26 protein-coding genes are annotated in these 19,769 nt (G+C 41.6%); 15 read left to right on the top strand and 11 right to left on the bottom strand.

The genetic code is table 11. The features are described from left to right. The first annotated feature begins 14 nt into the window (after window positions 1-14). From NST73_RS17685 to NST73_RS17650, 8 genes are all read left to right on the top strand, one after another. Complete coding sequence (locus NST73_RS17685; protein ID WP_008343573.1) at window positions 15-377, top strand: hypothetical protein; 363 nt, start codon at window positions 15-17, stop codon at window positions 375-377. A gap of 28 nt (window positions 378-405) precedes the next feature. Continuing rightward, on the top strand, window positions 406-678 hold the full coding sequence (locus tag NST73_RS17680; RefSeq protein ID WP_138279120.1) for a hypothetical protein: 273 nt from the start codon (window positions 406-408) through the stop codon (window positions 676-678). Between the two features lie 65 nt (window positions 679-743). Further along, a complete protein-coding gene (locus tag NST73_RS17675) occupies window positions 744-1,019 on the top strand; it encodes a hypothetical protein (protein WP_041507927.1) in 276 nt (91 codons plus the stop codon). Window positions 1,020-1,051: 32 nt separating this feature from the next. Further along, window positions 1,052-1,447 carry an SMI1/KNR4 family protein gene (locus NST73_RS17670; protein WP_041507926.1) on the top strand — a complete coding sequence of 132 codons (396 nt, stop codon included), beginning with the start codon at window positions 1,052-1,054 and terminating at the stop codon, window positions 1,445-1,447. 236 nt (window positions 1,448-1,683) lie between these two features. Beyond that, entirely contained in the window at window positions 1,684-2,529 is an 846-nt protein-coding gene (locus tag NST73_RS17665) for a lipoate--protein ligase family protein (protein ID WP_045034058.1), read from the top strand. Window positions 2,530-2,564: 35 nt separating this feature from the next. Then, on the top strand, window positions 2,565-3,050 hold the full coding sequence (locus tag NST73_RS17660; protein WP_041091383.1) for a tetratricopeptide repeat protein: 486 nt from the start codon (window positions 2,565-2,567) through the stop codon (window positions 3,048-3,050). Window positions 3,051-3,153: 103 nt separating this feature from the next. After that, entirely contained in the window at window positions 3,154-5,430 is a 2,277-nt protein-coding gene (locus tag NST73_RS17655; RefSeq protein ID WP_274660500.1) for a glycosyltransferase, read from the top strand. Further along, window positions 5,427-5,660 carry a DUF5970 family protein gene (locus tag NST73_RS17650; RefSeq protein ID WP_008343557.1) on the top strand — a complete coding sequence of 78 codons (234 nt, stop codon included), beginning with the start codon at window positions 5,427-5,429 and terminating at the stop codon, window positions 5,658-5,660. Before NST73_RS17655 ends, NST73_RS17650 begins: the two co-directional genes overlap by 4 nt. Window positions 5,661-5,695: 35 nt before the next feature. Here the strand turns inward: NST73_RS17650 and NST73_RS17645 are convergent, their stop codons facing one another. Next, entirely contained in the window at window positions 5,696-6,496 is an 801-nt protein-coding gene (locus tag NST73_RS17645) for an RsfA family transcriptional regulator (RefSeq protein ID WP_039165221.1), read from the bottom strand. 242 nt (window positions 6,497-6,738) lie between these two features. On the opposite strand from NST73_RS17645, the gene NST73_RS17640 reads away from it, so the two are divergent. The 3 genes from NST73_RS17640 to NST73_RS17630 all read left to right on the top strand — a co-directional run bounded on the left by NST73_RS17640 (window position 6,739) and on the right by NST73_RS17630 (window position 8,963). After that, a complete protein-coding gene (locus NST73_RS17640) occupies window positions 6,739-6,960 on the top strand; it encodes a DUF1450 domain-containing protein (RefSeq protein WP_003215259.1) in 222 nt (73 codons plus the stop codon). Between the two features lie 170 nt (window positions 6,961-7,130). Then, window positions 7,131-8,432 carry an HD domain-containing protein gene (locus tag NST73_RS17635; protein WP_007497716.1) on the top strand — a complete coding sequence of 434 codons (1,302 nt, stop codon included), beginning with the start codon at window positions 7,131-7,133 and terminating at the stop codon, window positions 8,430-8,432. Window positions 8,433-8,462: 30 nt separating this feature from the next. After that, the gene (locus NST73_RS17630; protein ID WP_024719448.1) at window positions 8,463-8,963 is read left to right on the top strand and encodes a YwgA family protein; all 501 of its coding nucleotides are present in this window, start codon (window positions 8,463-8,465) and stop codon (window positions 8,961-8,963) included. A 104-nt stretch (window positions 8,964-9,067) separates the two neighbouring features. Here NST73_RS17630 and NST73_RS17625 read toward each other — a convergent pair whose 3' ends face one another. The 8 genes from NST73_RS17625 to ssuE are packed head-to-tail and all read right to left on the bottom strand — an operon-like array spanning window position 9,068 to window position 14,582. Next, window positions 9,068-9,811 carry an amino acid ABC transporter ATP-binding protein gene (locus NST73_RS17625; RefSeq protein WP_144679082.1) on the bottom strand — a complete coding sequence of 248 codons (744 nt, stop codon included), beginning with the start codon at window positions 9,809-9,811 and terminating at the stop codon, window positions 9,068-9,070. After that, window positions 9,808-10,518 (bottom strand): ABC transporter permease subunit, encoded by a 711-nt coding sequence (locus NST73_RS17620; protein WP_024719446.1) that lies wholly within the window; start codon window positions 10,516-10,518, stop codon window positions 9,808-9,810. The genes NST73_RS17625 and NST73_RS17620 overlap by 4 nt, the downstream gene beginning before the upstream one ends. 16 nt (window positions 10,519-10,534) lie before the next feature. Continuing rightward, the gene (locus tag NST73_RS17615) at window positions 10,535-11,377 is read right to left on the bottom strand and encodes a transporter substrate-binding domain-containing protein (RefSeq protein ID WP_056408372.1); all 843 of its coding nucleotides are present in this window, start codon (window positions 11,375-11,377) and stop codon (window positions 10,535-10,537) included. 17 nt (window positions 11,378-11,394) lie between these two features. Continuing rightward, entirely contained in the window at window positions 11,395-12,156 is a 762-nt protein-coding gene (locus NST73_RS17610; protein ID WP_256688791.1) for an amino acid ABC transporter permease, read from the bottom strand. A 13-nt stretch (window positions 12,157-12,169) separates the two neighbouring features. Further along, window positions 12,170-12,733 carry a GNAT family N-acetyltransferase gene (locus NST73_RS17605; protein ID WP_144679084.1) on the bottom strand — a complete coding sequence of 188 codons (564 nt, stop codon included), beginning with the start codon at window positions 12,731-12,733 and terminating at the stop codon, window positions 12,170-12,172. 34 nt (window positions 12,734-12,767) lie between these two features. Then, the gene (locus NST73_RS17600) at window positions 12,768-13,022 is read right to left on the bottom strand and encodes a glutaredoxin family protein (RefSeq protein ID WP_335352224.1); all 255 of its coding nucleotides are present in this window, start codon (window positions 13,020-13,022) and stop codon (window positions 12,768-12,770) included. Continuing rightward, window positions 13,022-14,047: an LLM class flavin-dependent oxidoreductase gene (locus NST73_RS17595; RefSeq protein WP_326241804.1), complete on the bottom strand. Its 1,026-nt coding sequence runs from the start codon at window positions 14,045-14,047 to the stop codon at window positions 13,022-13,024. The genes NST73_RS17600 and NST73_RS17595 overlap by 1 nt, the downstream gene beginning before the upstream one ends. Next, window positions 14,031-14,582 (bottom strand): NADPH-dependent FMN reductase, encoded by a 552-nt coding sequence (ssuE, locus tag NST73_RS17590; RefSeq protein WP_335352223.1) that lies wholly within the window; start codon window positions 14,580-14,582, stop codon window positions 14,031-14,033. The genes NST73_RS17595 and ssuE overlap by 17 nt, the downstream gene beginning before the upstream one ends. A 150-nt stretch (window positions 14,583-14,732) precedes the next feature. Here ssuE and NST73_RS17585 point away from each other — a divergent pair, with 150 nt between their 5' ends. Further along, the gene (locus NST73_RS17585) at window positions 14,733-15,617 is read left to right on the top strand and encodes a LysR family transcriptional regulator (protein ID WP_256688789.1); all 885 of its coding nucleotides are present in this window, start codon (window positions 14,733-14,735) and stop codon (window positions 15,615-15,617) included. 39 nt (window positions 15,618-15,656) lie between these two features. Here the strand turns inward: NST73_RS17585 and NST73_RS17580 are convergent, their stop codons facing one another. Further along, the gene (locus NST73_RS17580; protein WP_335352222.1) at window positions 15,657-16,985 is read right to left on the bottom strand and encodes an LLM class flavin-dependent oxidoreductase; all 1,329 of its coding nucleotides are present in this window, start codon (window positions 16,983-16,985) and stop codon (window positions 15,657-15,659) included. 373 nt (window positions 16,986-17,358) lie between these two features. On the opposite strand from NST73_RS17580, the gene NST73_RS17575 reads away from it, so the two are divergent. After that, entirely contained in the window at window positions 17,359-18,171 is an 813-nt protein-coding gene (locus NST73_RS17575) for a zinc-dependent metalloprotease (RefSeq protein ID WP_024719439.1), read from the top strand. A 51-nt stretch (window positions 18,172-18,222) separates the two neighbouring features. Here the strand turns inward: NST73_RS17575 and NST73_RS17570 are convergent, their stop codons facing one another. Beyond that, window positions 18,223-18,408 (bottom strand): 2-hydroxymuconate tautomerase, encoded by a 186-nt coding sequence (locus NST73_RS17570; protein WP_008343530.1) that lies wholly within the window; start codon window positions 18,406-18,408, stop codon window positions 18,223-18,225. Between the two features lie 107 nt (window positions 18,409-18,515). On the opposite strand from NST73_RS17570, the gene NST73_RS17565 reads away from it, so the two are divergent. After that, window positions 18,516-19,178: a site-2 protease family protein gene (locus tag NST73_RS17565; RefSeq protein ID WP_034738184.1), complete on the top strand. Its 663-nt coding sequence runs from the start codon at window positions 18,516-18,518 to the stop codon at window positions 19,176-19,178. 12 nt (window positions 19,179-19,190) lie between these two features. Continuing rightward, entirely contained in the window at window positions 19,191-19,709 is a 519-nt protein-coding gene (locus tag NST73_RS17560) for a YwhD family protein (protein ID WP_012011599.1), read from the top strand. The last annotated feature ends 60 nt before the right edge of the window (window positions 19,710-19,769 follow it).

Raw genomic sequence — 19,769 nt, 5'->3', positions numbered from 1 at the left:
AAAGGGTGATCGTATTGAAAATAAAAAAAATAAACTGGATTTCACAAGAAGCCTCAGAAGCTGAAGTGATTGTAACAGATGGCGAACTGGAAATAATGTGTTTTGCTCAACCATTAAATTACCTTGAAGAAAATGAACTATTAGAACCTATTTATTGTTTAGATGTGTCAGACTTAGTGAAAGCTGAATTGTCAGAGTATAGAATTGAAAAATTAGATGATAATTTCAGTTATAGTTTTTTAGGACAATTAATTGATAAGCGTGATGAAAAAGTGAAGGTAGGCGGACTTTTATTAGAATTGGATTGCAATATACCGGGAGATATAAATGAAGGCGATTTTATAAGTTTTAATTGTCAACGGTTAGATATTTATTAGTATGAGCCGAAGTTTTAAGGAGCATTAAATGAACAAAAAACAAGAACTAACGAAACAAATCCAAACGGTCATCAACATCCTAGAAAAAGAATATTCTCAAGAGATCAATCAAGGTGTACTTGAATTAATATATAGAAGATACAAGAATGCCCAAAGAATCATGCAAGCCAATGATGATCTCCAAAAAGTCTTTATCATTGGCGGAGTTAGGGCTTACTTGGATAGTCATAATGATTATCTAAATCCATTCTTAGATGAATTACATAAAGCGGAAATTCTACTAAAAGAATTGTTGTATTGATTATATAGTGATATGTAGAAGTCTTTGTATTAGAAAGCGATACAAAAACACAGAAAGGAATTCGTATGAATCAGAAAAAACACATCAACAAAAAAACAGTCAATTGGCTATTAAGCATCAGTGTTTTTCTCGTCATTGGGACAGCTTTTATGAGAGGGGTTTATGTCCCACATGCCGGTTCGGATTATCGAGGTTTTCCCATTGATTGGCTAGTCCTGCATTCAAATTATGGTGTTGAATTTCTATTTTTTGGTTTTATAATCGATGTCATCATTTTCTATTTTCTATTAAAAGTGCTCCTGCGGGTGTATAAAAGAATTATGCCAAAATCAGCTGAATAAACGCTTGTACATCCTTTTAGGGGGCTTTCAAAATGATTCATTTTTCTCAGATTCCCAACCTGGTCATAAACAAACCAGCAAGTGATATACATATCAAAGAGGCAGAATCCCAGCTAAACATGCTGCTGCCCCATGCTTATAAGACCTTGCTGAAACAGACAAATGGATGTTCCGTCGGAGGCGATGTTCTACTATATGGAACTGAGGACATAGTGGAACGCAATGCAACATGGGAAGTCCATCATTATGCCAGCGGCTATGTAGCCATTGGTGACGATGGCGGTGGGCGAGTATTTCTTATGCGGCAGGCAGAAGAGGAGAAAAAAGTATGGATTGTCGATGCTGGTGTGATGGACCCTCAGCATGCGGAATTAGTGGCTGAAGATTTGTTAAGCTGGGTAAGTCACGGCTGTTTCATAGAAGTTTAGTCTATTAAGGAGATGATCGATTTGCCGTGGAACACATTGATCGCTGCGGGCCTCGTGGTTGGGGTTCCTGTCGTTTTGATTGCAGCTGTTTATTTCATCCCGAAAAGGAAGAACAAGAAAACCAAAGCATCCAGTTGAAAAGCTCTGTGACGTTCCTTGTCATAGAGCTTTTTTCTCGCTCATTCTCCCTCCATGTTATAATAAACACAGTTTATGAACGAGAGGATATGCAGGACATGAAAAATGAACCTATTGAGTTATTGACGCAGCCGACATGGCGAATCATAGATCAATCGAGCCTTGGTCTTTATGTGGACCCGAAGCAATCTTTTGCGATGGATGATACGCTTTGTGCGTCGGTCGGGAAAGGACTCTCACCAGCGACAGCGCGTTCTTGGGTACACCACAATACGGTCGTTCTTGGGATTCAGGATACAAGACTTCCATTTCTCCAAGAGGGTGTAAAGCTTCTTGAGGAAGAGGGATATCGCGTCATTGTGCGCAATTCAGGTGGTCTTGCTGTTGTGCTGGATGAAGGCGTACTAAATGTGTCTTTAATCTTTGCGGAACAAAAGAAGGGCATTGATATTGACCGTGGATATGATGCGATGGTGGAATTGATCCGCCGGATGCTGTCGATGTATGAGGTGGACATTGAAGCCTATGAAATTGTCGGCTCTTACTGTCCAGGTAGCTACGATTTGAGCATCAATGGAAAGAAATTTGCCGGCATTTCTCAGCGTAGATTACGCGGAGGGGTCGCTGTGCAAATCTATTTGTGTGCAGATGGAAGCGGTCGAAAACGAGCTGATTTGATTCGCCGTTTTTATGAGGCGGCCTTAAAGGATAGAAGGCATGAGGTGAAAGCGGTATTCCCTGATATACAGCCTGATACGATGGCATCCCTATCAGAATTAACTGGAGAACCCATTGATTGTGCGCTTCTCATGCGTCTTTTACTAGAAGAACTTCAAAAGCTGAGCGAGCAACTGACCGCTTCAGGGTTGACCACCGAGGAACAACTGGAGTTTGAGAAAAACATGACACGGATGATTGAGCGGAATGAGAAAGTGTTCTCGTAAACATATCGTCCCATCTTAAAAATAGGGGTGATGTAATGGAAACGAAACTTCTGAAAGCTATTGAACTTCGAGAAAGTGGACATCTTCAAGAATCCAATGACATGCTCATCCGTCTTGTAGAAGAGTATCCAGATCATGCCTCCATTCACTATCAATGTGCTTGGAGTTATGATGTGTTAGGGGAGGAAAAACAAGCTGTCTTTTTTTATGAGAGGGCCCTTGAACTAGGTTTGTCTTCAGAAGAAAGAGAAGATGCTTTCTTAGGATTAGGAAGTACATACAGAACCTTAGGGGAATATGAAAAGTCAAAACAAATATTCCTCCATGCGATGGAAGCTTATCCGCATAATAAAGCTATTCAAACGTTTTATGCCATGACTTTGTATAATTTAAATGAACATAGCAAAGCCATGGAAATATTACTGAACTGTTTAACTGAGACGACAAATGATCCTGCTATTTTGAGTTATCGAAGGGCCATTGATTTTTATTCAAATCAGTTAGATCGATTGTGGAAATGATTTATATAGAAATGGAGGGGCAATCTAATGGAAGAATCCCCTCCTTTGTTATGACATTTTATATGTGATAGTCCTTTATGACATAAGAAAGAAGGAAAATGTATTGTCATTCATCACCACGTATTACCCGCTGTTTATGCTTTGTATTTTGTCTCTGTTGTATATGATATATCGTATCCAGCCAATGGCTTCTACTGTGAAAAAAGTCATCATTGTGCTATGTGTGTTAACAAATGCTGCCTATATTTGCTGGCGTCTCTTCTTTACATTGCCGCATGAAGGTACTTTTAATATTGTCATGGGTATTTTGCTTGTTGTCTGTGAATGCATTGGGTTTATCCAGTTGCTTGTGTTTTATACGCTGGTTTGGAAGCCTTCAAATCGGAAACAAGTCATGATCAGTGATCTTGAAAGGCTGCCAACAGTTGATATTTTCATAGCTACATATAATGAACCAATTGAGGTGCTGAAACGCACTGTTGCAGGTTGTTTGAATCTCTCTTATCCGAAGGAAAGCGTTCAAATTTATTTATGTGATGATGGCAATAGGGAAGCTGTAGCGCAGCTTGCTTCTGCGTTTGGTGTTCATTATCTGACAAGAACAGATAACAGATTTGCTAAGGCAGGTAATTTAAATCATGCGATGTCTCAAACGGATGGAGAGCTGATTCTGACACTTGATGCAGATATGGTCCCTCTTCCTTCCTTTTTAGAAAAAACAGTGCCCTATTTTCATGATGGAGCAACTGCGTTTGTTCAAGTTCCACAGGCGTTTTATAACGAAGATCCTTTCCAATATAATATGTTCTCGAAAGATCGAATTCCAAATGAGCAGGACTTCTTCATGCAAACTCTCCAAGCTGGTAAGGATCGGTTTAATGCCGTCATGTATGTTGGGAGTAATACGGTATTTAGAAGAACGGCATTAGATGAAATTGGCGGATTTGCTACTGGAGTGATTACAGAAGACATGGCAACAGGAATGCTTCTTCAGGGGAAATTCAAATCTGTGTCTGTCGGAGAAGTATTAGCCGTCGGTCTGGCACCTGAAAGCTGGCTTGATCTGTTAAAGCAAAGAGATCGCTGGTCGAGAGGGAACATTCAGTGTGCCCGTAAGTTTAATCCTTTGAAGGTGCGCGGCTTAACGCTTATGCAGCGTGTTCTTTATTTAGATGGCATTGTGTATTGGTTTAACGGTTTGTTTAAAATGATTTATATTCTCACACCGATTTTATTTTTATTGTTTGGTATTCAAAGTTTCTGGGCAGATTTCCAGTCCGTTTTCATGTTTTGGCTACCGGCGTTCTTTAGCTCGTATTTAGCATTTAAACTTGTGTCGAATCAAAAGAGAAGCATGTTCTGGAGTCACATTTATGAAAGCTCTATGGCGTTCCACCTAGCTGGTGTTGCTTTAAGTGAGCTGTTTTTCAAAAAGAGAGTTGAATTTCTTGTCACACCGAAGGGAATTCAAACGGACAAAAGACATTTTCATTTGAAAACGATGATTCCCCATCTGGTCTTCTTGCTGCTCTCATTGCTTGCCCTTGTGAAAATAGGTTACGATGTGAAGGTAAATGGGACGATGAACGCTGATCTCATGTTGATTAATATTTTTTGGGTGCTTTATAACGGTGCAGGCTTATTCATGGCACTGCTTGTGGCGTTTGATCGACCGCGTTATCGGAAATCAGAGCGGTTTGTCATTGAAAAAGAGGGGCATCTTCGTTCTGATCATCAAGATCAGTCGATTGCTTGTTTTCTACTAGATATGAGTGATTCAGGTGCGCGTCTGTCCATTCCATTGGACCAAGCGTCTTCTCTTTATCAAGGACAAACGCAATTGTTTTTTTCAGAGAATGAAAGCGTGTCGTGTGACGTGGTTTGGAGCTATCCAGAGGGAGACCAGCTGATGGTTGGTGTTGCTTTTACTGACACACAAAAATCAGAGTATTTATCACTGATCCGTTTCTTATTCACACGAGAGCATGTAGCGATGACGGATCGTGAGAAAAAATCGTATGCTGTTCGGACGTTTCTCCGCTTTTTAAGAGAAACGGAGAAGGTACCAAAGGCTCTGCGTCGCAAATGGATGAGAAGGCCATTGCAAGGTGTGACAGGTACGATCGCCTATGAGGACCGACTAGAAGAGAAGGTGCCGGTGATCATACATGATATCAGTTTATCTGGGTGCAAAATTGAGTTTGAAGATTCAATTGAATTAAATGGGAAAGTGCTGATCACCATTGACACAGAGTCTCTAACGGATCAGCCGGCGATTGCGGTTTGGACATCACAAAAACGCAGACGTACAATGGCCGGACTCAAGTTTGTTCAGCCTGAAATCAAGCAGGTAGAAGAAAGAGAGGGAGTGGTTTCTTGAAATCTAAAAATGGCGGTTACCTCTATTTACTATGGCTTCCTGTCATCATAGGAGCCGGCTACGGCATTTCGCTTTTCGTGCCGTTTCTTCAGCCTGTACTGACGCTTGGTATCGCAGGGCTTTATATTTTTATCTTTGGTGATTTTCAGGTGAGGCAAGTCAGGTACATTTTTATGTTCGTCTTCTTGATCAATGTCCTTTTTAGCGTGATGCTATTTTTGGATATTTAAAAAAGTGCTTCCCGCAGGTGGGGAGCACTTTTTGGTTATTCAGCCATTTTTTCAAGGTTGCCGTTACGATCCATTTTAAAGGTTGGTGCGGCACTGTCGTCCTCTTCAAACAAAACTAGTTTTCTTGCACGGTTCATGATTTTGACGAGTGTTTCATAATCTTCTTGAATCGTGAGCTGATCCTTTTCAAGCTTTTTCACTTCAGCTTCTAGCTGCGACACTTTATGTGAAAGTTCATTGTTTTCTTGTTTTAATCGGCTGTTTTCCATGCGTAAGGCAGAAGATTGCTGTCCATCGCCTTCATAGCGGCGTAAGAAATCAATGATATCTTCAATGGTTAGCTCTTGGCGCTGCCCAAATGGATTGGTTTCTGGCTTTTTCTCTGTCACTTGAGAAGCCTGTGACAATAAATGTGATAAACTAGCTAACTCTTCATTGTAGCTTTGATCCACAAATTGAAGCTGTTCGGCTGTTTCGGCTGCAGGTGCAAACGTTTCTTCTTGCGCAGGTTCCAGTTCTTGAGAGAACTCCTCCTGTGTGATCGTTTCTTCAACTTGCGGCTGATAGAGCAAACGTTTTTTCGCAGGCTGCCCATTGCCGAGTGCACGCATGCGTTGTTTACGCTGTTTTTTGGCAAGTGCCAATGCTTTTTCATATTGATGCCTCACGACAGCATTCCATCTAAATCCGCATGCCGCTGAGGTACGGTTTAGCTTGTCTCCCACTTCTTCAAATGCGTTCAGCTGTGTACTGCCCTCTCTGACGTGACGTAAGACGGTTTCTGCCAGAAGGAGATCATTTTCCTCTGACCAAGCATCTTGTCTTTGTTTTGACATGTGTTTAAACCCCCATAAGATTTGATGGTATTAGATTAGCCAAGTTGAAGAAGGTTTATACAAGTTTGCTAAAAGGATAGTGGAAAATACTAGCTTTTATGTGAATACGTCTCTGTGCTGACAAAGCTTCTTGCAACTCCAGTCGCTTCGATGTACAATGTTGGGTGGTATATTATTCACTCTTAGTTGTCCAACTGTTTCATATAGAATGAAGTTTCATCATTGAAAGGAAGCGTAAGAACATGGCTAATGAGTTTCGCGTATGTGACGATTGTGATGCGACGAACCTAAAAACGTTATTGCCTCGACTTAAATCGGTTGACCCTGATGCAAAAATTGAGATTGGCTGTCAATCGTATTGCGGTCCAGGACGAAAAAAGGCTTTTGCGTTTGTGAACAATCGCCCATTATCCGCACCAACAGAAGATGAGTTACTCGAAAAGGTTCAAAAAAAAGTCAAATAAATGTCACTGAATGTGTTCAGTCGACCTAAAAAGAGGTCCGTCCCTGTCAGGTCGGGCTTTTTACGTCCGTTCAATCTATGAGAACACATTCGCCAGCAAATTCAAGGATGTTTTCGGGAAAAGTTACCCGATATAATAGAAACACGTCTTAAAAAAAGAGGGACGAAACGATGGCGTATCCAAAAGGAAAATTATCCGAAGAAAAGGTATTTAAAGATCCTGTGCACCGCTATGTTCACGTACGGGATGCATTGATATGGGATTTAATCGGAACGAGAGAGTTCCAGCGCCTTAGACGAATTAAACAGCTAGGCACCACTTATTTAACGTTTCATGGGGCAGAACACAGCCGATTTAATCATTCACTCGGTGTATACGAGATTGTCAGACGAATTGTGGATGATGTGTTTAAAGGAAGACCCGAATGGGATGAAGGGGAGCGTGAGCTTGTACTGAGTGCCGCCCTGCTTCATGACCTTGGACATGGTCCGTTTTCTCATTCCTTTGAAAAGGTCTTTCATTTAGATCATGAATCGTTTACAAGAGATATCATTTTAGGGCAGACGGAAGTAAATGAAGTGCTGCGCCGGGTCAGTGACGATTTTCCAAAGCATGTAGCAGAAGTCATTGCCAAAACGTATCAAAACAAACAGGTGGTCAGTTTGATTTCAAGTCAAATTGATGCCGACCGAATGGATTACTTGCAGCGTGATGCTTACTATACAGGCGTCAGCTATGGTCACTTTGATATGGAACGTATTTTACGCGTGATGCGTCCAAGAGAAGATCAGATTGTGATGAAACAGAGCGGGATGCATGCCGTAGAGGATTATATTATGAGCCGCTATCAAATGTACTGGCAAGTCTATTTCCATCCAGTGACACGCAGTGCGGAAGTCATTTTAACAAAAATTCTCCATCGTGCAAAAGAGCTGCATGAAACGGGATATATTTTCACACATGCTCCTGTGCATTTTTATTCAATTTTTGAAGGAAATGTCACCACAGAGGACTATATTAAGCTGGATGAATCCATTGTCTTATTTTATTTTCAGGCGTGGGAAGATGAAGAAGATCACGTGTTGGCTGATTTGTGCCGCCGTTTTATGAACCGCCGTTTATTCCAATATACAGAGTTTAATCCAAACGAAGAAATGACGAAATATTTCAAGCTGACGGCTTTGTTCAAAGAAGCAGGAATTGATCCTGACTATTATTTAGTGGTCGACTCTTCCTCTGATTTGCCTTATGACTTCTATAGACCGGGCGAAGAAGAAGAACGGCTGCCGATCCATCTCTTGACGCAAAGTGGTCATATTAAAGAACTGTCGAGACAGTCAGATATTGTTGACGCCATTTCCGGTAAACGAAGAACCGATCATAAACTTTATTTCCCGATGGACTTAATTGTAGATATGTCGGAAAAAGCTGAAGAAAAGAAGGCGATCATGAAGCTGCTTGGATTGGGATAAGGAAGTACTGAAAAAGGAGATGTCGGGAATTTGTTGAAAGAGCATGCAAAGTTGATGAAGGTGTTCTCTGAATCTGGGGAAATCGTTGGACGGAAGAAGCTGCAAAAAATGATTTACATAGCAAAAAAGCTAGATTTGCCTTTTTACGAGAAATACGATTTTCATTTTTATGGCCCCTATTCAGAGGAGTTGACGCTCAGAATTGAAGAGCTGTGCAACCTTGGATTCTTGGACGAAATGAAGGAAAAAAAGGGCGGATACTTTCAATATCGCTATTCGCTGACGGACAATGGGAAAGAGTTTCTCGATCAGTGTGAAGTGGACATGCCTGACCTCAAAGTGCTGACGCAGCAGATGAATGAGCAATCGTCTCGTTTTCTAGAGCTTGTCTCAACGATTTTATACTTTGATGATCTGCCAAAAGATGAGGTAAAGGAAAAGGTCTTCACCATTAAAAGCAAGCAGCGCTATACGGACGAAGAATTTGAGGCAGCCCTTGCGTATATTGATCAGTTGAAGGAATTGAACTAACGATAAGAACCAGTATGTAATAGCCAATGGCTAGAACAGACTGGTTTTTATTTTGCACGCATATAGAAACAGAAACAAGTCGACCTCATGGATCGACTTGTTTTTTAGGAATGATGATAAGAAAATCTCGCTAAAAATTGTTTTGTCCGTTCTTCCTTCGTCTGTTCAAAGACTTCTACTGGGGTGCCTGATTCAACAATGACCCCATCCTCCATGAAAATGACCCTGTCGGCAATATCATAGGCAAAGCTCATCTCGTGGGTGACGATGATCATGGTGACCCCGGTTTGTGCCACTTGTTTAATGACGTCAAGTGTTTCACCTACAAGCTCGGGATCTAAAGCGGAGGTCGGCTCATCAAACAAAATGACTTCCGGATTCAATGCAAGTGCTCTTGCAATGCCTACTCGCTGCTGCTGTCCGCCAGATAATTGATGCGGATAGGCATCTTTTTTCTCTAGTAACCCTACTTTTTTGAGCAATTGGAGTGCTGTGTCATAGGCATGGTCTTTCGGTTGTTTACGGGCAATGACTAAGCCTTCCATGACATTCTCAAGTGCTGTCTTATGAATAAACAGGTCGTATTGCTGAAAGACCATGGCTGTTTTTCGGCGAATTGCCAGAATGTCTTTCGGTTTTGCTTGATTGAATGTGACACTGGTGTGATCAATGCTGATCTCGCCTTGATCCGCACGCTCAAGAAAATTTAAGCATCTGAGAAATGTTGATTTCCCAGAGCCGCTCGGACCTAAAATGACAACGACTTCGCCTTTTTCTACCGTTAAATCAATTCCCTTTAGAATCTGGTTTTGACCGAATGCTTTATGCACTTGTTTGATGTGAATCATGCCAATCGCCTCCTTTTGTTTTTGTGTCCATATTTCTCATATCCGGCTGTAATGGCTTCAATAGAGGCACACAGCGCCCAGTAAATAAGGGCAACAGCAATGTAGGCTTCAAGATAACGATAGTTCACATTGGCTTTGATTAAAGCGCCGTTTAAAATATCGACCACAGATACCATAGAGACGAGAGAAGAGGCTTTGATTAAACTGATGAGCATGTTGTTCAGTAAAGGAAGAGAGATGGGAAAGACTTGTGGAATGATCACTCTTCGCAACACCTGTCTGCCTGTGAAACCAACGGATAGAGCGGCATCAAATTGACCCTTTGGGATGGACGCAAGAGAGCTTCGAAATATCTCTGATAACCCGCTGACGGCATATAAAGAAAGGGCGAAAATGGCAATCCATCGTCTATCTAAATCGCTAAAACGGATTGGCAGCGAAAGAGATGCAGCCAATTGATCGAGCGAATCGGAAAAAATAAGATAAGATACGAGCAAGATTAATACAACAGGAATGGCTTTAAAAATCGCCACAAACCATTTGAACAATGGAGACAATATAGGCACTTGATAAAAACGAATAAGGGCAATGCCAAAGCCAAACACGGAGCCGAATAATAGCGGGAGAAAACCTAATAGCAGCGTCGTTGGCAAATAATGAAGTGCGGCTAGAAAGGCCTGAAACATAAAAGCAACGTCAAAATCCACTCAGATCGCTCCTTTCTTATGATGTAGTAAAGTCTCCGCCCAATATTTTTTTAGACAATTCAGCGAGCTTCCCGTTATCGATCAGTTTTTGCAGGGCTTGATCAATGTCTTTTTGAAGTTTTGTATTGTTTTTTTGATATAGATAATACGTTTTAGATACGTTTACAGGCTTTCCGGATGTCACAAGATTGGCATTGAACTGTTTGTTTAGCTTATTGACGTCATACTTTGTGAGTAAGGCAGCATCGACCGTGCCATTCTGCAGGTTTTTGACTAAAATTTCGTTCCCGCCATCCCCGTAGACAATGTCAATTTTCCGATCATGCTTTGCGTTATATTGCTCTAGAAGATAAGCGAAATTACTTCCTGTAGAGGTGTGCACTTTGTGTCCAGCTAAATCGTCCAGGCTTTGAAAGTCATGACCGGATGCTTTATTCACCACCACATAGCTTGTATAATCTGTGTAGCCAACTTTTCCAAATAGATATTTCTTCTGACGCTCGTCATTGATTTCATATTGGTGGGCAGCGAGATCAACTTTACCGGCATCTAAAGCAGGCAGAATATTTTTAAACTCAAAGGATTCATATTTAAACTTATATTGTGGAAGCAGCTGATCCACTTCATCTAATACAGCCTTCTCGTAGCCTGTTAATTTGCCGTTTTCATCTAAGTAAACGAAAGGCTGATAGGCGTTCCCTGTCCCAATGACGATTTCTTTTGCATCTGGGTCATTATTGTTTGCTTCTGCTTTGACTTCATCCGATTGCTCATTATTTCCGCAGGCGGCAAGCAGCAATGAACCAAGTAGAAGCAGACCGATGATGTAATGATTTTTGAATATTCTGTTATTTTTCATGTAAATTCCTCCCCAGTTTATTTTGCACGTTTTTCTACAGTGAAGGCCGCTTCGGCTCTTTTTAAGGGAAGCAATGTCGTCTGTCGCTGTTTTTTTGTTTTCGGTGTATTGATCCGTTTTTCCAATAGGTCAAATGATTTTTCTAACACCATACTTAAAATGATAAATATAACGGCAGCAATAAAGTATCCTTCTAATACGCGATAGTATAAAGCCCCTAATGTTTGAACCTTTCCGATCATGTCCATCACACCTAATGTAAAGGCGAGGGAGGTATTTTGTAATAAGTTGACAATGGCCACGCCGATATTAGGAAGGGCGATTCTCCCTGCTTGAGGAATAAGCGTTCTTCTATAAATCTGCCATTTCGTCAGTCCAATCGAGGCGGCCGCTTCATATTGAGATGCTGGGACACTCGATAGGGCAGATCGGAATATTTCTGAAAAATACCCAGCTGTATTGAGTCCATATGTAATATACAGAAAGATCAATTTGTTCCACATGGAGATATCAAGCCCAATTGTTGCAAGCACACCAGGCAGGCCATAAAACACAATAAACATTTGCACAAGGATAGGTGTTCCACGAATAAATGAGACATAAATTGCACTGAGCTGATGCAGGATGGGAATACGCTCAATTCGGAAATAAGCAAGAATGAATCCAAGAAAACTGCCAATCAAAGTGGCAAATAAAACGATCAGTAAGGTTGTTGGAAGGGCTGACAATACTTTAGGGAAGAGTGTGACGACATACTCCCATTTGAAAAACTCCCCCATGTTGAATCACCTCCTATGTTGAAGTCGTTTGGACTTTTTCTTCTGTGGGCGGTGCGCCTAATATGGCGGCATCAAACCGTTCAGGGATGAGGACTTTATACATTAATACACCTAAGTCGCCATTATCGGCTTCACGTTCAATATATGCTGTATAGCCTTTTCGTTCGTACATCTCTAGAAGCCAGGGGTGCTTTCGGCCAGAAGTGCCCAGTGTGTATGCTGGTGCTTTAAATGTCTGCCGGAGCAAGGTGTTTTCTACATAATCGAGCAGCTTATTTCCGATCCCTTGACCGGCTAAATCAGGAGCTGTGGCAAACCACCAAACAAATGGATAGCCTGAGACCGGTTGAGTACTCTCCCAGGGAAAACGTATGGTGATGGTTGATATGAGCCGCCCGTCTCGTTCTAACACAACAGCAACGGATTGTTTGATGTTTTCTGTGACCATTTCAAGTGTGGCGTTCGTGGATGGCCAATCAATGCCCATTTCTCCAAGCGGTTTAAATGCACTGGACAGCAATTCTAGAAAAGCCGGTGCATCTTCTTCGGTAGCGATGCGAAAAATATCTCGACTCATGACAAACCTCCAATCAAAAGGGTAGTGTGTAATGTCAGCTCAACGCTTTTCGTAAAGTATCGATATCTGGATTCAGCAATGCTTGATACACGTGGGGATCACGGCTGATTTCTACTACTGGCACATAACGGACGCCATATTTTTCTTCTAAAATATTTCTGTAATGATCATGCTCTGTTACATCAATGGTTGAATAAGTAATGTGCTGCTCGTTGAAATAGGACTGAATGTCCTGACAATAGCTGCATCCATTTTTGCTCCATAAAATGACTTTTTGATTATTTGACATTAGACGCTCACCTCTTGGTTTATTTGGTTTTTGGCTGTTAGTTCATGATCAAATGCTTCTTTTAATAATGTGATAGACGCTATTCTTGCCTCAATGTCTACAATCGGAGATAGCACAATGAACTCGTTGATATCATATGTCTCGGCTAGTTCAGTCAGCCGGCGATGAACGGTTTCTTTTGTGCCAGCGGTATAACCGGTTTTTTGAACGTGAATGTTGTAGTGTTCTTTTTTTGTTCCTTTCACCAGCTTTTCTGCATCTTCTAGTGACGTCACATTAAGCTTTCTTCCATCGGAAAAGGAGACCTTTACTGTTTCCTTTTGCTTGATGTACGAGAGGGCTTGTTTGTGGTCTTCCGCTACAGATACGGTGATGGCGAGAAGAAATTGCTGGTGCGTGTTCTGTGTCTTGAATTTTTGAAAAGTCTCTCTTGCTTCTTTTAATAATGCGTCATCCCCGTTAATAAAATAGGCAAACACAAAGGATATCCCAAGTTTTGCTGCAAATTCCGCGCTCTCAATACTGCCGCCTAGAAGGAACATGTCGGGTGATACGCTAGGAATTGGCTGAGCATTTAATTCATTTGCTTCTTCAGTTAGATACGTTTTGAGATCCACTAATTTTTGAGAAAAGTCTTTCCGTGACGCTTGATAATCTTCCTGAAGCGCTTGTGTCGAGAGGTTCAACCCTCCCGGTGCTTTCCCAACGCCTAAATCGACTCTGCCAGGCGCTAGAGATGCCAGTACATGAAATGTTTCAGCCACCTTAAACGGACTGTAATGCTGAAGCATGACACCACCAGACCCAATTCGCAAATGGTTCGTTTTTGCTAAAAGATAACCAGCGAGGGCTTCAGGGGATGAACCTGCCACTTGAGAATTATTGTGATGTTCAGACACCCAAAACCTGTGATAACCAAGCTGATCTGCTGCTTCAGCCAATCTGACAGTATGCTGAATACCGGTCTCTGCTTTCTCGTTTTCACTGACGAGGCTTTGATCAAGAATACTAAGGGTGAGCGACATTGGCTGTTCCTCCTATTAGACTTTGATATTGAGATAGTGCGAGGTTTAATCTGTCTGTGGCATCTGGATCAAGCACATAGCTATCTGAATCCTGCTTTGTGACCTGTTGATCCACAACATACACGCCAGATTGAACGACGGTTGCACCGAGTTGATGAATGATCGGTTTAAGTGCATATTCAATGACGAGCAAATGCCCGTATGTTCCTCCTAAAACACAAGGAAGGACGGGTTTATCTTGTAATGCTTTCTGGGGAAGTAGATCTAAAAAAGTTTTTAAAATACCGGAAAAAGACGCTTTGTAGACAGGTGTTAACACAATGACACCGTCGCTCTCATTCACAAGTTCAATGGCTTTGACAATGTCTTCGTTTGAAAAATCTGCTCCTATTAAGGCGCCGCTAGGAAGTTGGTGGACTTGAATGACATGAACATCAATCCCATGTAACGCCAAACGATGATGGATCTGCTGCAGGACACCGGTTAACCGAGATTGGACAGAATGCCCGCCTGCTATAATCGTTACTTTTGCCAATTCGTCTCCTCCATTTCTGATAATTCCTTCTAAACAACTTGGAATAGTTGATAATATAAATTATAATAAGGCAAACCAATAGAAAAGTATAATTAGTAATCATAAATACACGATTCAGATATTTAAAATACAGGGAGAAGAGGGGTTTTCATGGAGATTCGAGCGATACGCACCTTTGCCACGATCGTGAAATACGGAAATTTTTTAAAAGCAGCAGAAGCGCTGAATTATTCTCAGCCAACCATCACTTTGCACATCAAACATTTAGAAGAGGAAATTGGAGAGAAGCTTCTAGAAAGAGGGAAGACCTTAAAGTTAACAGCATCAGGACAGCTTTTTTATGAAAGAGCCAATTCTTTACTCAATGAATATGAGAAATTGACGAAAACACTCCAAGATTTAGAAGTGGGCATTGCGGGGTTCATTCGCATCGGTGTTTCTGAGCCCACTGCCAGCTTAGAATTTCCTGCCCTTATTGCAGAATTCAAGGAAAGGTTTCCGAATGTAGAATTTTCTGTGCAAGTAGCGGATGCGAATACGTTGAGTTCCTTACTTTCGCATGATGAGATTGATTTTGCGATTTGCGGAGCACCAGAAGCTTCGATGGAGAATAGCTATAAGCCTCTTTTTCAAGATGATATCGTGCTGCTCGTCCCGTCTTCCCATCGATTAGCGGAAAAAGGGGTAGTGGAGGTGACAGATTTAAAGGATGAGACCATTTTATTCACGCCACACAATTGCCCCATCCGTATTCAAATCGAACAACAAATCGTCGATGTCATTGGGACCAATTACAATAAGTTGGAGATTACGAGCAGCATGTCCCATAAACATTATGTTCAGGCTGGATTAGGTGTCTCTCTTTTTACACGAACTGCTCATTCCTTTACTCTTCCAGGCACCAAGGTATTAGACATAAAGGGCATTCATGTTTCCCCGCCAGTTGGTCTATTGAGGAAAACAAATGATTCGCCAGGAAGAGCCGTACTTCAATTCATTGATCTCATCGAAAATCGACTGCATCAACCAACATGAAAAGAGGGGTAGCCTTTGAGCTAACCCCTCTTTTCATGTTTATTTCACTGTTTGTTTAAGAAACTGATTCTTCTTGATAGGCAGACCCAAATTTTCACGAAGGGTATGAGCTGGATAATTTGGGCTGTAATATCCTCTTTCTACTAAAATCGGGATGACATGCTCCGTCCATTCAGATAAACCGCTTGCTAGAATAGGCGCGCCAAAAATAAATCCATCTGCGGCATCTTCTTCGATCCATTGGATCAGTTGGTCTGCCACTTGTTCATAAGTACCGAAAAAAGCACTTTTGGGAGTGGTTACTCGTAGAGCGACTTCTCTTAAGGTCAAGCTTTGTTCTTTCGCCATTTTTTTAATCGATTCAGTTGTGGATTGAAAGCTGTTTGAACCGGCATCACCGATATCAGGAAATGGCTCATCAAGTGGAAATTGACTGAAGTCCAAGTGGTCAAAGAACCTGCCCAGGTAGTGAAGGGCTTCTTCAATAGAGACCAGATGTTGAATGGCTTCATATTTTTCTTCTGCTTCTTCGACTGTTCTCCCTGTAATCGGGTGGATACCGGGGAAAATTTTGATGTCAGATGGATTTCTGCCCAGCGCTGCGGCTCTATTTTTCACGTCGCGGTAATATGCTTTCGCTTTCTCAAGTGAGTCTGCATTCGTAAATACTGCGTCCGCTTCTTTTGCGGCTAGATCCTTTCCTGCCTCTGACGCACCTGCCTGGAAAATCACCGGTTGCCCTTGTTCAGATCGTTCGATATTCAAAGGACCTTTGACAGAAAAGTGTTTGCCATGATGGTTTAATGTGTGCAGTTTATCCCGATCGAAGAAAACCCCTGTTGATCGATCCCTTAAAAAAGCATCTTCTTCCCATGAGCTCCAAAGGCCGTTCACTACTTTTAGGTATTCTTCTGCAATTTCATACCGAAGTGAATGGCTAGGATGCGGACGAATGATGTGGTTTTCAGCAGAGCCTTCAAGTGGAGAAGTCACAACATTCCATCCGGCCCGCCCCTTACTTAATTTATCTAGGGATGCAAATTGCCGGGCAATGGTAAAGGGCTCACTGTAGGAAGTGGATACAGTGCCCACAAGTCCAATCTGTTTGGTGACCGCAGCAAGAGCGGATAAGATGGTTAATGGTTCAAATCGGTTCAAGAAATGAGGAATTGAATGTTCATGAATATATAAGCCATCTGCGACAAAGACAAAACGGAAACCCGCTGCTTCAGCCTTTTTTGTCATTGCTTGATAATAATCAATGTTCACACTTGCATCTGCTGGAACGGATTCATCCTTCCATGCATTCATATGACCTCCTGGACCATGTAACATCAATCCAAATTGTATGTGCTTTTTTTCAGACATGTGGATCGTCCCTTCTGTTTTGAAATAGCATTGTTTTATGTTCTTCATCATAAGGGAGAATCGCAAAGAAGTATAATTCGTATCAGTAAAGTCTGAATTTATCTTTTCTAATATCAATTTTTGCTTCTTTATATGGTGTGGCTGGGTCTATAACAGCACTTTAGAAAAAGATGGATGTTTACTAAGCGAATGTCCCGGATCAAAAGTTCTGCTTTTTGATAAAATGTGTGTCAAAATATCCGAAAAATTAGTGAAAATGACATGTTTCGACTTTCTTCCTGTATATCCAATTCCCTGTTTTTGACTGAATAGAAGGAAAATGGTGAATTTTCAGTGAATATATAACCTTGTGAAAAACAAAGGAGGGATAGGAATGAAAAAGCGTTCAGTCTTTTTGTCATTTTTATTGGTAGGTAGTTTGTTACCGGGGGTAAGTTCAGCTTCTGCACCAGTTGCAAGTGCAGGTCATGGGCATGATCATGGTCATGCGCCGTTTGAAACACATATTAGTGAAGGGTTGCCAAAGGCAAACGATTTTAAAGATTTGACGAAGGCACCTCCTATTGAAAGAGATGTGACAACAAAGATTTTAGATGAGTCTGGTAAACAGGTAGGGTCTAGAACCTTTAAAGCAAATACAGGAGATTCGATTTCAACAAAAGCTAGTACAGGCAGTCAGAAAGTGACCGTCTATGCAGTAGCTGATGCGCAGTATCGTGCGAAATATAGTGATTGGCAGACACGCATTGTCAGCATCATTGAGCAAGCGGATGTGACATTTAACCGTGATCATGATGTGGACTTTGTCGTACAAGCCGTAGGGTCTTGGACGTCTTCAGGATCAAATGCATCACAAATTTTGTCTAACCTTCAGCGCAGCTTTGATGGCAGAGGATACGATTTTGTCACAGGATTTACAGCAAATCCAAACTTTGATGCTGGCGGAATCGCTTATGTCTACAATAGTGCACCAAGCGGAAGTGCATTCGCCGTTAACCTTGACCAAGGAACAGCGAATACAGCAAAAGCGGCTACGCATGAATACGGCCATAACTTTGGCTTACCGCATGATCCTCAAGGAAGCGGAATTGTCTGCTTAATGAATTATGATTATTCTTACACTGTCGATTTCTTCGATGCGGCTCATAAAAATCAGGTGAACCGTAATAAAGCTTGGTACAGATAAGGTAAGAAAAAAAGGACAAACACCGAAAAAGTGTTTGTCCTTTTTATATGCTTACAGGTCGCTCATTCGCTTTCCTGCTACAGCATAATGTTCTTTTTTCATTTCTTCAATAATGACAGAGACTTTCTCTGCACCTGCGCCTGTTGTTTCAACAACGGCATCTGTGACTTTCTCCACAAGAGCTCTTTTCTGCTCATCTGTTCTTCCTTCAAGCATTTGAACGGTGATAATCGGCATGATGGCAACCTCCTTTTTCCTGTAGTGCTACGCTTCCCTTTAGTTTAAGGGACTTCTTATAGTATACTGAATGAAGTAAATCATTGTATAGAAAGAAAGAGGGATTCATGCCTTTGGACCAATTTCTTGTTTATCCATTAGAACTGATTCCATATGTCGCCATTACGCTTGTTGTGGCTTTTACGATGCACGAGCTGGCGCATGCATATGTTGCGTATCGTTTTGGAGATCCGACAGCTAAAAATCAAGGGAGACTGACGCTCAATCCATTGAAGCACCTTGATATTTTCGGGACGATCTTGATCTTTGTGGCTGGGTTTGGCTGGGCGAGGCCTGTACCTGTGAATCGGTACCATTTCAAAAACCCACGTCTCGCAGGGATATGTGTGTCGATCGCAGGACCTTTAAGCAATTTGGTTTTGGCATTTTTGGGCTTTTGTGTGTATGCGCTTCTTCAGAAATTTGGCGGGGAGTCGCTCATGCGCTTTGAGCCGGGGGTTGATTATTTCTTCCAAATCTTTATTAACTTGAACGTGATTTTGTTCCTATTTAACTTATTACCGATTCCGCCGCTGGACGGATATCGTATTATTGAGGATGTTGTCAGTCCCGGCATCCGTGCGAAGATGACGCAGTTTGAACAGTATGGAATCATCATTTTCCTCATCTTCGTCATCACACCGCTAGGTCAGTTTGTTTTTGTTCCATTGATCGGAATGCGGGATCAAATCATATACTGGTTTAATCTTATTTTGAAGCCGCTGCTTTAGGAGGTTTAATGAATGGAAGGTAAAAAGAAGAAACCAATTGGTTTTAATATCATTAAAAAAACAGATGCAACGGATGGACATGGAGGTTTTGGGGCAGGTGCCCTCAGCCTTGATAATATCTCGCCGGTGATCATTGATGTGGAGGAAAAGGAAGCCGTCATTGATATTGGTGCGATGCATGCAAGAAGTGCCGTCGAAAAAGGAATTAAATTTTTAAAAACCAAAGAAGAGGTGCCTAACGGAAAACCGTATTGGCTCGTATGGGTGACGATTGACCGCAGAGAAGAGGGGCCATATTATGCAGGAGTCACAGCTTGTGAAATGACAGTTGACCGCTCGATCCGCAGAGGATATAAGTCGCTTCCTGAGCATGTGAATTTAATGGATAAATCCATGAAGCGTAAAATCGTTGTCAGTCATATGGATGATGTATCGAAAAAGGTGCTCGCTGATTTCTTGAAGAGTCACAATGAAGCGTTATGGGAAGCATCTACAGATGAATTAAAAGAAGGATTGGCTGTTCCTGAGTAATTGTGAAATTTTTGTGAAGAATGATGAATGGATACCAATTCCAAGCGTTTTTTCAGTAAA

This window comes from Bacillus sp. FSL W7-1034 (assembly GCF_038593365.1).
Lineage (GTDB): Bacteria > Bacillota > Bacilli > Bacillales > Bacillaceae > Bacillus > Bacillus altitudinis.
This window is presented reverse-complemented; position numbering and strand designations above follow the sequence as displayed.